This window comes from Pseudomonas sp. GW823-FHT04A03 (assembly GCF_058796615.1).
Window position 1 is genome coordinate 176,343 of sequence record NZ_JBXAIV010000003.1, and the last position, 14,639, is coordinate 190,981.

A 14,639-nucleotide genomic window follows, 5' to 3' on the forward strand; every position below is an offset into this window, starting at 1 on the left:
GTTATTTGCATGATCTGTCATTTGGCCTGCATGCAGAATGCCTGTATTTTCCGAAGTGTTTTCAAAGCCAGACGATTCCAACGATGAACCCTGAAAAGCTCGAACTGCTGATCACCCGCGAAATGCCCTTCGGCAAGTACAAGGGCCGGATCATTGCCGACCTGCCGGGCCCCTACCTGAACTGGTTTGCGCGGGAAGGATTTCCCCATGGCGAACTGGGCGGGCTTTTGGCCCTGATGCAGGAAATCGATCACAACGGCCTGTCGGAACTGCTCGAACCGCTGCGTGCCAAACACGGCAAACCTGCCCCGCGCCACTGAGGCGTCACCCTGATCCAAGTTGAGTCGACCATGCCCGATAACACCCGCCGCGCCCGAGATGAAGCCTTCTGGCAAACCTTCGCCGACCGTTACGACCGCCACCCCGGCCCCGTGAATCTGGAGAACGGTTACTTCGGGCGCATGTCGCGCACCGTGGTCGAGGAGTACCAGCGCAACATCGAGCTGATCAACAACAGCAACTCGATCTACGTGCGCCAGCGTTTCGAACAGCACGACAGCCTCGACATCCGCGCGCAACTGGCCGAGCTGATCGGAGTACGCGCGCAAAGCGTGGCCTTCACCCACAACGCCACTGCCGGCCTGCAATCGCTGATCCGCAACTACAACCGCCTGCAGCCTGGCGACCAGGTGCTGATCTGCGATCTGGAGTACGACACGGTCAAGGGCGCCATGCGCTGGCTGGCAAAGCATCGCGGGGTCGAGGTGATCGAGATCGAGCACGCCCACCCCGCCACCTTCGACAGCCTGCTGGCCACGTACCGCGAAGCCTTCATCCGCCATCCGAAGCTCAAGTTGATGGCCCTCACCCACGTCACCCACCGTACCGGGCTGGTGATGCCGGTGCAGGCCATTGCCGCGCTGGCCAAGGAACACGGCGTCGATATCATCCTCGATGGCGCCCATGCCCTTGGTCAGATCGAGTTCGACCTGGAAGCGCTGGGCATCGCCTTCGCCGGGTACAACCTGCACAAGTGGATCGGCTCGCCGCTGACCCTCGGTTTTCTCTACATCGCTCCGCAGCGCCTGGCCGACATTGATCCGGACATGGGCGAGATGCATTTTTCGGCTGGCGATATCCGCTCACGCACGCCCTACAGCACGCCGAACATTCCGGCACTGATGACCCTGCCTTTGGTGTTCGAGGAACACCGCTCACTGGGGGGCGCGCCAGCCAAGGGCGCGCGGGTGAATTACCTGCGCAACCTGTGGGTCAGCGCCGTGCGTAACCTGCCGGGCATCGAAGTCACGACTCCGGACGATCCGCGACTGTATTGCGGCATCACCTCGATGCGGTTCACCCGGCATGCCGATCAACAGGCGATGGTTGAACGCCTGCTCAACGACTACAACCTGTTCACTGTCGTGCGCAACGGCGCAGCCTGCGGGCCGTGCATCCGTGTCACGCCGTCGCTGACCACGACGGCGGCGGAGATCCAACTGCTGATTCAGGCGCTGAACGAACTGCGTTAAACCGTGTACTTGTCGAAGTCCTCGGGCTTGATCTGCGACGACACCGCAAAGGTGTCGATGCCGATCGTGAGGTGGCCGAAGTAACCGTCTTCGTGAGAGTCGCGGCCAATCGGCCACACCGTCAGGGTCGACTCTTCACCGCCCATGTTGGCGTAGTAGGCGTCGTCGGCGTTGCACACCGGCAGCGAGCTGCGCCCGCGATAGGCCTTGGCATTGAGCACGCCACGGGAAACCATCTCCGGAAAATACAGCTGCCCGACCCAGGCCACGTTGCGCTCCTCCAGATATTCATTGCCGGCGACGATGCGCACCGCCACGTGAATGTGCAGGGCACGTCCGGCATAAAAACCCGGATAGATCGTGGTGAAGCGCACCCTGCCCTTGTGGTCGCTGAACTGGCCTCCGCGCAGGTAGGTGTCATCGTCGGTTCGCGGGATCGAGCCGATCTCCCCGACGTCGACTTCCACGTCCGGATTGATCCGGCTCCAGCCGGAATAGGCGCCGCGTGCGTTGCAATGCCAGATATCCACCAGCGCGCCGCTGACCGGCTCGGCGGTCATGGCATCGACGATGGTCAGACGCAGCAACAGCGGCAGGCCCTCGGCGCCTTCGCTGATGTTGCGGCGCAGCAGTTTTGGATTGCGGAAATACGGCCCGGCGACTTGCTCGGGGGCCAGTTGATAAACCGATGGAGCTGAAGGCTGGTTATCCATGACGCGTTCTCTCTTCCATAAGATGAACGCAGGTTAACGCCACACGCAAAGCCCGGTGCGGTAACTATGTATCTCAAGATAACGAAGTCTTTTGCGGGCAAAAAAAACGGTGCACCGACCAAGCGCACCGTTAAAGCCGTAGAACACACAACGAAGTGTCAGTTGAAAATCAGTCCAGCAGCGCCAACGCCTCGGCAGTGCATTCCTGAATGCGGGCCCAGTCGCCGTTCTTGATCCACTCAGGATCGAGCATCCAGCTACCGCCCACGCACATGACGTTTTTCAGCGCCATGTAGCTCTTGATATTGGCAGGACCGACGCCGCCAGTCGGGCAGAATTTCACTTCGCCGAACGGGCCGCCGAGGGCCTTGATTGCCGCCACGCCACCGCTGACTTCAGCCGGGAACAGCTTGAAGCGGCGATAACCCAGGCCATAGCCTTCCATGATGCCGGAGGCATTGCTGATGCCCGGCAGCAGCGGGATCGGGCTTTCGACGCTGGCTTCCAGCAGGTCACGGGTGATGCCCGGAGTGACGATGAATTGCGAACCGGCGGCTTCGGCCGCAGCCAGCATGTTGCGATCGAGCACGGTGCCGGCACCGGTCACCAGCTCAGGGCGCTGTTCGCGCAGGATCTGGATCGCCTTGAGGCCGAACTGCGAACGCAGGGTCACTTCCAGCGCGGTCAGACCACCGGCGGCCAGGGCGTCGGCCAGCGGCAGCACGTCCTGTTCACGGGCGATGGTGATCACCGGCAGGATCCGCGCCTTGGCGCAGAGGCTGTCGATCAGGGCAACTTTGTCCGCCATGGAAACGGTCGGGGATGGGGTTGTCATAGCGGCTGTTCCTTGGCTCATGGGCACCAGTAAATCTCTAACGTAGGTTGCAGAAACGCGCGAACCGGCATGGCGGCGACGTCGTTGGATGCCAGTGCGGCATTCAGGGTGGTCAGTTTCGACTGACCGGAAATCGACAGAATCTTGTGCCGGGCCGAGGCCAGCAGTGCGCGGCTCATGGTCAGGCGCTGACGCGGCACGCTTGGCGCCAGCATCGGCCAGCAACGACGGGTGCCGTCGGCTTGCAGGGCTTCGGCCAGGTTCGGGCTGTCCGGGAACAGCGATGCGGTGTGACCGTCATCGCCCATGCCCAGCACCAGCACGTCGATGGGCGGCAACTCGGCGAGCAAACGATCGGCCTGCTCCGCAGCCTGCTCGACGTTGGCCGCCGCGCTGTAAAGGCTGAGGAACTGCGCCTTGGCCGCCGGGCCCTTGAGCAGATACTGCTTGAGCAGACCAGCGTTGCTGTCGGCGTGTTCGACCGGCACCCAGCGTTCGTCGGCCAGGGTCACGACGACCTTCGACCAGTCCAGTTCCTGTTTGGCCAGGTGCTGGAAAAACGCCACCGGGCTACGGCCGCCGGACACCACCAGCACGGCGTTGCCGCGTGCCGCCAGCGCTTCGCTCAATTGCTTGGCGACATTCAGCGCCAGGCCTTCGGCAAGCAACACCGGGCTCTTGAATTCGCGGGCATTCACGCCCTCGGGCAGTTTCACATCAGATATCGCCATACCACGACCTCCCGTCCCGCGTGATCAATGCAATGGAGCTCATCGGCCCCCACGACCCGGCCGCATACGGCTTGGGCGCGTCACCGGATTTTTTCCACCCGGCGATCAGTTGGTCACACCATTTCCACGCGGCTTCGATTTCATCTTTTCGGACAAACAGGTTCTGATTGCCGTTCATCACTTCCAGCAACAACCGCTCGTAGGCATCGGGGATCCGAGCGCTGCGCCAGGTGTCGGAAAAATTCAGTTGCAGCGGGCCGCTGCGCAGTTGCATGCCCTTGTCCAGGCCTTGCTCCTTGGTCATCACCCGCAAGGAAATGCCTTCGTCCGGTTGCAGGCGGATGATCAGTTTGTTGCTGATCTGCAGGCGCTGCTCAGGGGCGAAGATGTAGTGCGACGGTTCCTTGAAGTGGATGACGATCTGCGACAGCTTCTGCGGCATGCGCTTGCCGGTGCGCAGGTAGAACGGCACGCCGGCCCAGCGCCAGTTGCGGATGTCGGCACGCAGGGCGACGAAGGTTTCGGTGTCGCTCTGGGCGTTGGAGTTCGGCTCTTCGAGGTAGCCCGGCACGGACTTGCCTTCGCTGTGCCCGGCGATGTACTGGCCGCGCACCACTTGCGTGGTCAGGCCTTCCGGGCTGATCGGCGCCAGGGCCTTGAGTACTTTCACTTTTTCATCACGGATACTGTCGGCGGACAGGTCCGCCGGCGGGTCCATGGCGATCAGGCAGAGCAGTTGCAACAGGTGGTTCTGGATCATGTCCCGCAGCTGACCGGCCTTGTCGAAGTAACCCCAGCGGCCTTCGATACCGACCTTCTCGGCCACGGTGATTTCCACGTGGGAGATGTAGTTCTGGTTCCACTGGGTTTCGAACAGGCTGTTGGCGAAACGCAGGGCGATCAGGTTCTGAACGGTCTCTTTGCCCAGGTAGTGGTCGATGCGGTAAGTGCGGTTCTCCGGGAAGAACTGCGCCACGGCGTCGTTGACCTTGCGCGAGGACTCCAGGTCGGAACCGATCGGTTTTTCCAGCACCACGCGGGTGTTTTCCGCCAGACCGACTTTCGCCAGGTTCTCACAGATCGCGCCGTACACCGCCGCCGGGGTGGCGAAGTAGGCAATCATGCGTTGCGTGCTGCCGGCCAGTTCGGCCAGCGCCACGTAATCTTCAGCCTTGAGGAAGTCGACGTGCAGGTAGGTCAGGCGCGCCAGAAAGCGCTCGGCCACGGCCTCGTCCAGCTCTTTGCCCACGTAACGGCGCAGCTCGGCGGCGATGAACGCCAGGTGCTGCTGCTCGGTGCCCGCCTCACGGGCCAGTGCGATAATGCGCGTGTCCTCGTGCAGCAGGCTGGCGCCATCCAGGTGATAAAGGGCAGGAAACAGCTTGCGCAGGGCCAGATCGCCCAAGGCGCCGAACAAGGCGAAGGTGCACGGTTCAACCGTAATCGAAGGCATGATGTTTGTTCTTTTATCAAGTTAAGCTACAAATACCTTTTTTCAAGGCATCACTCAAGGGAAAATGTAGTAATAACCACAACATTTTCGCAAAATACAGATTCCGAGTGGTGGTCGGTCGGAGCCATCAGTAGGATAGGCCACCGTCACGGGCCACATCAAAGGCCCAATTTGCATAGCCGCGCGCTTATCGGCGCCGGTGAATCTAGGAATTCTTATGGACCGCGTGCGAAATTTACTGGAACAGATCCAGAGTCGCCTTGAAGAGCTGAACAAGGCCGAACGCAAAGTCGCCGAAGTGATCCTGCTCAACCCACAGCAGGCCACCCGCTTCAGCATCGCCGCCCTCGCCCAGGCGGCGTCGGTCAGTGAACCGACGGTCAACCGTTTCTGCCGTTCGTTCGGCGTCAGCGGCTATCCCGAACTCAAGCTGCAACTGGCCCAGAGCCTGGCCAGCGGCGCGGCGTATGTCAGCCGTGCGGTAGAAGCGGACGACAATCCCGAGGCCTACACGCAGAAGATTTTCGGCAGTGCGATCGCATCCCTGGACAGCGCTTGCCAAGCGCTGGACCCGAACCTGATCAGCCGCGCCGTCGACCTGTTGATCCAGGCCCGGCAGATTCACTTCTTCGGCCTGGGTGCTTCGGCTCCGGTGGCACTGGATGCGCAGCACAAGTTCTTCCGTTTCAACCTGGCGGTCACCGCTCACGCCGATGTGCTGATGCAACGGATGATTGCTTCGGTGGCGCACACCGGCGAGCTGTTCGTGATCATTTCCTACACCGGGCGCACCCGTGAACTGGTGGAAGTGGCGCGCATCGCCCGGGAGAATGGCGCTTCGGTGCTGGGCCTGACGGCAGAGAATTCGCCACTGGCCAAGGCCAGTACGCTGAGCCTGAACATTCCGTTGCCGGAAGACACCGACATCTATATGCCGATGACATCGCGGATCATTCAGTTGACGGTGCTGGATGTGCTGGCGACCGGCATGACCTTGCGTCGCGGGGTGGATTTCCAGCCACATCTGCGCAAGATCAAAGAGAGCTTGAATGCGAGCCGGTATCCGGTCGGTGACGAGTTCAACTAGTTCGCGCTGATCGTTCCCACGTCGAGGCGTCGAACCGTCCGCGTGGGAACGATCATTAGGCAGCAGCCCAAGCCTGCAAACTCAAATGCGCCTTCTCCCCCGGCGCCAGATGCAGGCTGTCAGTCCCGCCCGCCGCCGCTTCAACACAGACAAACTCCGAGATCTCATCCCAGCTCACGCCCAGCAACGGCCGCGCACCCGGATGCCACACCACCGTGTCTGCGCTGTCACCGGTATCGATGCACAGCTCGCGCTGCCAGGCGTGATCCTTGAGCTGCAATTCGCCGTCGTGCTGAAACACGCGCTGACAGCCACCATCGACCCGCAACTCGCCTTCCTGCTGGCAAACCTCACGGTTCAACTGGTCATAACCCTGCGCCCCTTCGAGCCCAGACAGCGCTATCTCACTCACATCGCCAATACGCCAGTAAGCGTGCAAAGCCTGGCTCAACTGGCACGGCATGTCGTCCTGATGCTCGGTGCTCAGGCGCAATTCCATGCGTTCGCCCAAGTGCGCGTGCAAGTCCACCTGCCAGTCGCACAGCTGTAATTGCCAATGCAGGCGCACGCCGTCATCGCCGGTGCTGCTGTCGAGCAGTTTCCAGTCCAGCAGTCGCGCCCAGCCGTGAGACGGCCATGCGTTTTCGCTCGGGTGACGGCCATACCACGGCCAGCACACCGGCACGCCGCCACGAATCGCGCCAACATGCGGCCATTTCGCCGCGCACCACAACCACGGTTTCTGCCCGCGCGGCTGAAAGTGCAGCAACTGCGCACCCTGGCGACTGAACACCGCCTGACACAGCGGATGATCGATCACCAGCACATCGCGCATCTGATAGCGCTCCCAGGCGAACACCGGTCGTTCGCGCAGGGACTTGAAGAAGCGTTGCAGCGGATGCTCATGCATGGGCCACGGTTCCAGATTCAACTTTCATGGGCTGCGACACCCCTTTCCAAAAAAAAGCGGACAGCCTGGGCTGTCCGCAAATATGCGCACATAGAGAGGAGCTTATCGCAGACGCGTCAGAACGTAGACTGAATTTTCAGGCCAGCGACCAAAGCGTTATCCACTTCATCCACACCGCCCGGATGAGTGATGTATTGCAGGTTCGGGCGTACGGTCAGCCAGTTGGTCACGTGGAAGCCGTAGTTGATCTCGTAGTTGTATTCGGTTTCACGAATCGGCGAGAACGTCGCATCGTCGTAGTTCGAAACACCGTTGGTGACGTTGAGCAGCTCGGCGTTTTTCTTCACGTCATTGTTGACGTGAATACGTGCCGCACCGATACCGACGTCATCTTTCGGACGTGCGTCAAACGGGCCTTTGTACACAAACATCACGGACTGGTAGTTGTCGATGAAGTTGGTGTCCTTGTCGTGGAACGTGGCGTTGGCAGCGATGCTCAGACCACGGTTCTTGTCACCGTTGTGGCTGGTGAGCTGTTGCTGTGCAACGAACCAGTAACCGTGCTTGCTGCTGTGAGTGCGGTAGGCATCACCGGTGGTCGCCGCGTCGAAACCGTTGACGTCTTCGCGAACGTCGTTGGCATCGGCCGTGCTCTTGTAGTAACCGACACGGTATTCGCCCGGCAGGCTGTTCGGGTTAGGCAACCAGACCAGTTCCACTGGCAACACGGTGCCTTTGGTGCCGCTGCCGCTCAGCTTGAAGCCGTTGCCGTGTTCCAGCTGCGACGGGTTCTGGTTGTACGCACCGATCTGCGCGTACAGCTCGTCGTTGATGTTGTACTTGACGCGAATGGCCGCCTGGCTGACTGGCCAGTTGTACCAGATGTTGGTCGCCCAGTTACCCACTTGCGAACCGCAGAACGCCAGGTTCTGGAACTCGCACGGGAAGGTGTTGAAGTCTTCGCCTTCGCCGAAGTAACCGGCCTTGATGTCGAGCTTGTTGTCGAAGAACTGGTGTTTGATCCACAACTGGGTCAGACGCACCATGTGCCCACGACCGTAGACTTCCTGCGAGGAACTCAGGGTGCCGGCACGCGGATCGCCAACGCGGTCGTTGGAAATGTTGTAGCCGTTACGGTTGGTGAACTGGATCTTGGCCTGAGTGTTGTCCCAGCCCCACAGTTTTTGCAGATCCAGCGCCACGCCCAGACCGAACTGGTCGGCGTAACGTGCTGTCTTGTCGTCGTTGAAACCGCCGTGAAGGTTGCCGCCCACTTCACCGACGTAGTCCATCTTGATGTCGATACCCTGCTCGATCAGCTTGGTACGTTCGCCACCCCAGTCCCCGGTCATCCACTCCGAATCGGAGCTGAACGCGTCAGCCGCGTGGACGCTACCGGCCAGCATCATTGCCGCAATCGCCGACAACTGACCGATACGCTGAGCGTTGTTGTTCTTCTTCATCCCTACATCCTCGTTTTATTGTTATTAACTGTTCTTCTTATCTAACGCGGTTTACATCTGATGCGGCGCGCGACAGGCCACGCACCGCGTGCTCCCTGCGAAAACGGGCGAGCCCGCTCCCGCATTTGTTGATCAGCGACCCTTGAACTGGGCCACGTTGGCGCTGTGCGACTCGGTTTTCGGCAGGCCCGCAACCCCCAGGCGCTCACCGGACTTGGCATCGAACAGCAGCACTTTCGACGGATCGAATTGCAGGGTCAGGGTCTCGCCCACCTGCGGCGCCACGTCCGGCGCCAGACGGCAGCAGACCTTGGTGTCGTTGAGGTTGACGAACACCAGGGTGTCCGGACCGGTCGGCTCGGTGACCTGCACTTCAGCCTTGATGCTCGGCAGACCATTGCCCTCGCCGTTCGCCAGCGCGATCTGCTCCGGACGCAAGCCGAGGATCACTTCGCGGTCTTCGAGACCGGCGTCCTGCATCGCCATCGGCAATTCGCAACGGGCCTGGCCGCTGTCGAGCAGCGCCACCAGACGACCGTCCTTGCGTTGCAGGCGCAGCGGGATGAAGTTCATCGGCGGCGAACCGATGAAGCTCGCGACGAACAGGTTGGCCGGGTCGTTGTAGATCTCTTTCGGCGTACCGAACTGCTGGATGATCCCGTCCTTCATCACCGCCACTTTGTCGCCCAGCGTCATCGCTTCGATCTGGTCGTGGGTCACGTAGACCGTGGTGGTTTTCAGGCGCTGGTGCATCAGTTTCATTTCGGTGCGCATCTCGACGCGCAGCTTGGCGTCGAGGTTGGACAGCGGTTCGTCGAACAGGTAGATCTTCGGGCGACGCGCCAGGGCACGGCCCATCGCCACGCGCTGTTGCTGACCGCCGGAGAGCTGGCCCGGCTTGCGATTGAGCAGGTGCTCGATCTGCAGCAGCTTGGCCACGCGGGCGACTTCTTCGTCGATCGCCGACTGGCTCATCTTGCGGATTTTCAGACCGAACTCGATGTTCTCGCGCACGCTCATGGTCGGGTACAGCGCGTAGGACTGGAACACCATGGCGATGTCGCGATCTTTCGGGCTCATGCCGCTGACGTCCTGGTCACCGATCATGATCGCGCCGCCGGTGATGGTTTCCAAGCCGGCGATGCAGTTCATCAGGGTCGACTTGCCGCAGCCCGAAGGCCCGACGAGGATCAGGAACTCACCGTCCTTGATCGACAGTTCGATGTTCTTCAGGGTGTCCGGCAGGCCGGTACCGTAGGTCTTGTTTACATTGCGAAGTTCGAGCGTAGCCATGATTACCCCTTGACTGCGCCGGCCGTCAGCCCGCGCACGAAATACTTGCCTGCGACCACATAGACCAGCAGGGTCGGCAGCCCGGCGATCATCGCCGCCGCCATATCCACGTTGTATTCCTTGGCCCCGGTGCTGGTGTTGACCAGGTTGTTCAGCGCCACCGTGATCGGTTGCGAATCACCGCTGGAGAACACCACGCCGAACAGGAAGTCGTTCCAGATCTGGGTGAACTGCCAGATCAGGCAGACCATGATGATCGGGGTGGACATCGGCAGGATGATCTGGCGGAAGATCGTGAAGAAGCCCGCGCCATCGAGACGCGCGGCCTTGATCAGCGCATCCGGAATGCTCACGTAGTAGTTACGGAAAAACAGCGTGGTGAACGCCAGACCGTAGACCACATGGATGAACACAAGGCCCGTGGTGGTGCTCGCCAGGCCCATCTTGCCGAGGGTGAACGACGCCGGCAGCAGCACGGTCTGGAACGGCAGGAAGCAGCCGAACAACAGCAGACCGAAGAACAGCTGCGATCCGCGGAAGCGCCAGAACGACAGCACATAACCGTTCAACGCACCGATGGCGGTGGAGATGATCACGGCCGGAACGGTGATCTTGATCGAGTTCCAGAAGTAGCCGTCAACGGTGGCCCAGGCTTTCACCCAGCCGATGCCGCTGACCACGGTCGGCCAGCTCAGCAGGTTGCCGGTGGAGATGTCTTCCGGGGTCTTGAAGCTGGTCAGCAGCATGACCACCAGCGGTACCAGATACAGCAGGACCGCAAGGATCAGCACCGCGTAGATCGCGATGCGACTCAGGCTGATGGCCGGTTTGGAGGCGAGACTAGTCATGACGCTTGGTCCTCAGCTCGGAGTACAGGTAAGGCACGATGATCGCGAGGATCGCACCGAGCATCAGGATTGCACTGGCCGAGCCCATGCCCATTTGTCCACGGCTGAAGGTGAACGAGTACATGAACATCGCCGGCAAATCGGAGGAATAACCCGGGCCGCCGGCCGTCATGGCCGCCACCAGGTCGAAGCTCTTGATCGCGATGTGCGCCAGGATCATCACCGCACTGAAGAACACCGGACGCAGGCTTGGCAGCACAACCTTCCAGTAGATGCGCGGCATGCTCGCGCCGTCGATCTGGGCAGCACGGATGATCGATTGATCAACGCCACGCAGACCGGCGAGGAACATCGCCATGATGAAGCCCGAAGCTTGCCAGACCGCCGCGATCACCAGGCAATACACCACGCGATCCGGGTCGATCAGCCAGTCGAGACGGAAGCCTTCCCAGCCCCAGTCCCGCAGCAATTTGTCCAGGCCCATGCCCGGGTTGAGCAGCCATTTCCACGCGGTACCGGTCACGATCATCGAGAGCGCCATCGGGTACAGGTAAATGGTGCGGATAAAGCCTTCGCGACGGATTTTCTGGTCGAGGAAAATCGCCAGTGTCACGCCGATTACCAGGGTGATGCCGATGAACATGCCGCCGAACACGGCCAGGTTCTTGCTCGCCACCCACCAGCGGTCGTTGTCGAACAGGCGCTCGTATTGCGCCAGGCCTGCCCACTTGTAGTTCGGCAGGAAGGTCGACGTGGTGAACGACAGGACAAACGTCCAGAGGATATAGCCATAGAAGCCCACCAGAACGATGAACATGCTCGGCGCCAGCACCAGTTTCGGTAGCCAGCGCTGCAATGCGTCGAACGGCGAGGCCTTGCTGAACACAGCAACAGAACTCATGGGAAGATCCAGTAAAGAAGATGAAGGACCACTGCAAGCTGCAGGCTTCAGGCCGATGCGCGACCTGAAGCTTGCAGTTGCTCTACGCTGACGTTACTTGGCAGCCTTGATGGCAGTGCCGAGTTTCTTGGCAGCGTCGGCCGGGTCGGCTTTCGGGTCGTTGATGTAGTTGGTCACGACATCAAAGAACGCACCCTGCACGGCCAGCGTGGTCGCCATGTTGTGCGCCATGCTCGGTTGCAGGCCGCCGTTCTTGGCGTCTGCCAGGAAGTCTTTGGCAGCGGTCTGGGCGCAGGAGTCGAAACCGTACTTGCCCATGTCGGCGAGCATGTCGTTACGCACCGGGATCGAACCCTTGTTGATGCTGAAGACTTTCTGGAAGTTTTCACCCAGCACGACTTTGGCGATGTCCTGCTGACCGGCCGCGGTGCCCGCGTCCTTCTGCTTGAACACGGCCAGCGAGTCGATGTTGTAGGTGAACGCCTTATCGGTGCCCGGGAAGGCTACGCACTCGTAGTCCTTGCCGGCGACTTTCTTGGCGGCGGTCCATTCGGACTTGGCCCAGTCACCCATGATCTGCATGCCGGCCTTGCCGTTGATGACCTTGGCCGCTTCCAGGTTCCAGTCCTGGCCCTTGCCGTCCTGGTCCATGTAGGTCGCGACTTTCTTCAGCTCGGTCAGGGCCTTGACCATTTCCGGGCCGGTCAGGGCAGCGTTGTCCAGGTCGACCAGGGCTTTCTTGTAACCATCAACGCCCATCACCGACAGCACGACCGCTTCGAATACGGTGCTGTCCTGCCATGGCTGACCGCCGTGAGCCAGCGGGATGAAGCCCGCCGCTTTCAGCTTGTCGCCGGCGGCGTAGAATTCTTCGAGGGTGGTCGGGGCTTTTTCGATACCGGCTTTCTTGAAGACTTCCGGGTTGATCCACAGCCAGTTCACGCGGTGAATGTTCACCGGTACGGCCACGTAATCACCTTCGAACTTCACGGTGTCGGAGACTTTCTTGTCGAGCAGGCTGTCCCACTTCTCGGACTTGGAAACGTCCTTCAGCACGTCAGTGTCGAGCAGACCGGTCGACGCCCATTCCTGGATGTCCGGGCCTTTGATCTGGGCAACGCCCGGCGGGTTGCCGGCTACCGCACGGCTTTTCAGCACGGTCATGGCAGTCGCACCGCCACCGCCGGCGACAGCGCCGTCTTTCCAGGTGAAACCGTCTTTCTCGACTTGTGCCTTGAGCACATCGACGGCAGCTTTTTCGCCACCGGACGTCCACCAATGCACGACTTCCACCGAACCTTTGGATTCGGCAGCGGAAACACTCAGGGGCAGCACAGCGAGCGGGAACAGGGAGGCGACAGAAATGACAGTAGCGAGGCGAGAAATCGCATTCATCTGAGATGTACCTTTCTTGTTGTTATGCATGCAAGTCTGGTGCTTGCGCTGCACACGAGTTTAAACAGAGCGTTTCCCCTCGCAGGTAACGAAGGGACGCGCGAATGTCACCACATGGTTACACAGGAACGCTTCGGGACAGGTGTGCCAGAGCACTGGCCATGCTCGGTGCCAGCGGCAGACGCGGAATCAGAACGGCCTGCCAGGCGTGGTACAGATCCGGTTTGCCCGCCCAGATATCGGCACTTGGGCGGTTCTGCGGATCGAGTTCGTGGTGCCAGCTGCCATCGCAGCGGTCGATGAAATGCGTTTCGCAAAATTCCCAGAACAGGCGATACCAGCTTTCGTACTGCGCATCGCCGGTACGTTTGAGCAAGGCACTGGCAGCAGCGCTGGCCTCGGCGTGAGTCCAGTGCAGGCGATGACGCACCACCGCTTTGTTGTTCCAGTCGAGGGTGTAGACGATGCCCGGCGCGCCATCGACATCCCAGCCATGGCGGCAGTTGTTCTCGAACAGCTTTTGCGCGTCGGTGACCAGCCAGCCGGGCGTGAGCATGCCGGCCTGAACCCGCGCGGCTTCGAGGTGCAGCAACAGCCGCGCCCACTCGAAACCGTGGCCCGGCGTGGTGCCGTAGGGACGGAAACCGTCGGCGGGATTGTCATGGTTGTATTCACGCAGCGGCTGCCAGCCGCGGTCGAAATGCTCGATCACCAGATAATCGTTGGCGGCGGCATGACCGTGAATCACCCGTTCGACGATGCGTTGCGCACGCACCAGCCAGCGTGGATCTTCGGTGACATCGGCCAGCGCAAGGAAGGCTTCGGTGGCGTGCATGTTGCTGTTGGCGCCGCGATAGGCTTCCTCTTCGCGCCAGTCGCGATTGAAGAATTCGCGCATGGCGCCCTCTTCTTCGCTCCAGAAATAGGTGTCGATGATGTCGATGGCGTCATCCAGCAATGCCTGGGCGCCGGGGCGTTGCGCGACCACCGCGGAACTCGCCGCCAGCGCAACGAACGCATGCAGATAAGCGTTCTTGCCGGTGTTGCCGTCACGGTGTTCGGCGACAGCGAACCAGCCGCCGTGCAGCGCATCGCGCAACGGGCCGCGCAGGGCCGCAATGCCGTGATCGACCAGCTCGGCGAACCCCGGCAGGCCGTGAATGTGGGCCATGGCGAAGCTGTGGGTCATGCGCGCGGTGTTCATGGTTTCAGCTTGCGCGCCGGCCTGAAGCTGGCCGCGCTCATCGAGATTGCCGAAGCCTTCGGGCAGCCGTGAAGCCTTGGCAAATGCCAGCAGGCGCAGGCCTTCATCGGCGAGCCATTGCTGGTGGGCAGGGGCATTCAGCCAACTGCTGAAGCCCGGATTGAAGTGATCCATGGGTGGCCTTTTTTGTTGTTATGACTGCGGGCAGTCTAAACAACGGGCCGGGAGGGGCTTGTAACGAAGGGGGCGGGTTTTGTCACCGACCGGTGACATT

General features: G+C 60.9%; 14 protein-coding genes. 3 read left to right on the forward strand and 11 right to left on the reverse strand.

Going from position 1 to position 14,639, the window contains the following annotated elements; genetic code table 11:
- Positions 1 to 83: 83 nt before the first annotated feature.
- Together AC1Q9F_RS10610 and AC1Q9F_RS10615 are read left to right on the forward strand one after the other, a co-directional pair.
- Positions 84 to 320 carry a DUF3820 family protein gene (locus tag AC1Q9F_RS10610; RefSeq protein ID WP_003213031.1) on the forward strand — a complete coding sequence of 79 codons (237 nt, stop codon included), beginning with the start codon at positions 84 to 86 and terminating at the stop codon, positions 318 to 320.
- Positions 321 to 350: 30 nt separating this feature from the next.
- Positions 351 to 1,532 (forward strand): aminotransferase class V-fold PLP-dependent enzyme, encoded by a 1,182-nt coding sequence (locus AC1Q9F_RS10615; RefSeq protein ID WP_492619951.1) that lies wholly within the window; start codon positions 351 to 353, stop codon positions 1,530 to 1,532.
- On the opposite strand, the gene AC1Q9F_RS10620 is transcribed toward AC1Q9F_RS10615, so the two are convergent.
- From AC1Q9F_RS10620 to zwf, 4 genes are all read right to left on the reverse strand, one after another.
- The gene (locus AC1Q9F_RS10620; RefSeq protein WP_492619950.1) at positions 1,529 to 2,245 is read right to left on the reverse strand and encodes an intradiol ring-cleavage dioxygenase; all 717 of its coding nucleotides are present in this window, start codon (positions 2,243 to 2,245) and stop codon (positions 1,529 to 1,531) included. The genes AC1Q9F_RS10615 and AC1Q9F_RS10620 overlap by 4 nt on opposite strands.
- 169 nt (positions 2,246 to 2,414) lie before the next feature.
- Positions 2,415 to 3,080 carry a bifunctional 4-hydroxy-2-oxoglutarate aldolase/2-dehydro-3-deoxy-phosphogluconate aldolase gene (locus tag AC1Q9F_RS10625; protein WP_011335602.1) on the reverse strand — a complete coding sequence of 222 codons (666 nt, stop codon included), beginning with the start codon at positions 3,078 to 3,080 and terminating at the stop codon, positions 2,415 to 2,417.
- Between the two features lie 17 nt (positions 3,081 to 3,097).
- A complete protein-coding gene (gene pgl / locus AC1Q9F_RS10630) occupies positions 3,098 to 3,811 on the reverse strand; it encodes a 6-phosphogluconolactonase (RefSeq protein ID WP_085606568.1) in 714 nt (237 codons plus the stop codon).
- Positions 3,798 to 5,264 (reverse strand): glucose-6-phosphate dehydrogenase, encoded by a 1,467-nt coding sequence (gene zwf / locus AC1Q9F_RS10635; protein ID WP_492619949.1) that lies wholly within the window; start codon positions 5,262 to 5,264, stop codon positions 3,798 to 3,800. The genes pgl and zwf overlap by 14 nt, the downstream gene beginning before the upstream one ends.
- 226 nt (positions 5,265 to 5,490) lie before the next feature.
- Between zwf and AC1Q9F_RS10640 the strand changes: the two genes are divergently transcribed.
- Positions 5,491 to 6,351: a MurR/RpiR family transcriptional regulator gene (locus AC1Q9F_RS10640; RefSeq protein ID WP_169842436.1), complete on the forward strand. Its 861-nt coding sequence runs from the start codon at positions 5,491 to 5,493 to the stop codon at positions 6,349 to 6,351.
- A 55-nt stretch (positions 6,352 to 6,406) separates the two neighbouring features.
- Here the strand turns inward: AC1Q9F_RS10640 and AC1Q9F_RS10645 are convergent, their stop codons facing one another.
- From AC1Q9F_RS10645 to AC1Q9F_RS10675, 7 genes are all read right to left on the reverse strand, one after another.
- The gene (locus tag AC1Q9F_RS10645) at positions 6,407 to 7,261 is read right to left on the reverse strand and encodes a D-hexose-6-phosphate mutarotase (RefSeq protein WP_192562149.1); all 855 of its coding nucleotides are present in this window, start codon (positions 7,259 to 7,261) and stop codon (positions 6,407 to 6,409) included.
- Between the two features lie 116 nt (positions 7,262 to 7,377).
- Entirely contained in the window at positions 7,378 to 8,724 is a 1,347-nt protein-coding gene (locus AC1Q9F_RS10650; protein ID WP_492619948.1) for a carbohydrate porin, read from the reverse strand.
- A gap of 132 nt (positions 8,725 to 8,856) precedes the next feature.
- The gene (locus AC1Q9F_RS10655; protein WP_085689333.1) at positions 8,857 to 10,017 is read right to left on the reverse strand and encodes an ABC transporter ATP-binding protein; all 1,161 of its coding nucleotides are present in this window, start codon (positions 10,015 to 10,017) and stop codon (positions 8,857 to 8,859) included.
- Between the two features lie 2 nt (positions 10,018 to 10,019).
- Positions 10,020 to 10,865 (reverse strand): carbohydrate ABC transporter permease, encoded by an 846-nt coding sequence (locus tag AC1Q9F_RS10660; protein ID WP_007951164.1) that lies wholly within the window; start codon positions 10,863 to 10,865, stop codon positions 10,020 to 10,022.
- A complete protein-coding gene (locus AC1Q9F_RS10665) occupies positions 10,858 to 11,766 on the reverse strand; it encodes a carbohydrate ABC transporter permease (RefSeq protein WP_007951166.1) in 909 nt (302 codons plus the stop codon). The genes AC1Q9F_RS10660 and AC1Q9F_RS10665 overlap by 8 nt, the downstream gene beginning before the upstream one ends.
- 93 nt (positions 11,767 to 11,859) lie before the next feature.
- Positions 11,860 to 13,161: an ABC transporter substrate-binding protein gene (locus tag AC1Q9F_RS10670; RefSeq protein ID WP_007951167.1), complete on the reverse strand. Its 1,302-nt coding sequence runs from the start codon at positions 13,159 to 13,161 to the stop codon at positions 11,860 to 11,862.
- A gap of 118 nt (positions 13,162 to 13,279) precedes the next feature.
- The gene (locus tag AC1Q9F_RS10675) at positions 13,280 to 14,539 is read right to left on the reverse strand and encodes a D-mannose isomerase (RefSeq protein ID WP_492619947.1); all 1,260 of its coding nucleotides are present in this window, start codon (positions 14,537 to 14,539) and stop codon (positions 13,280 to 13,282) included.
- Positions 14,540 to 14,639: the final 100 nt, after the last annotated feature.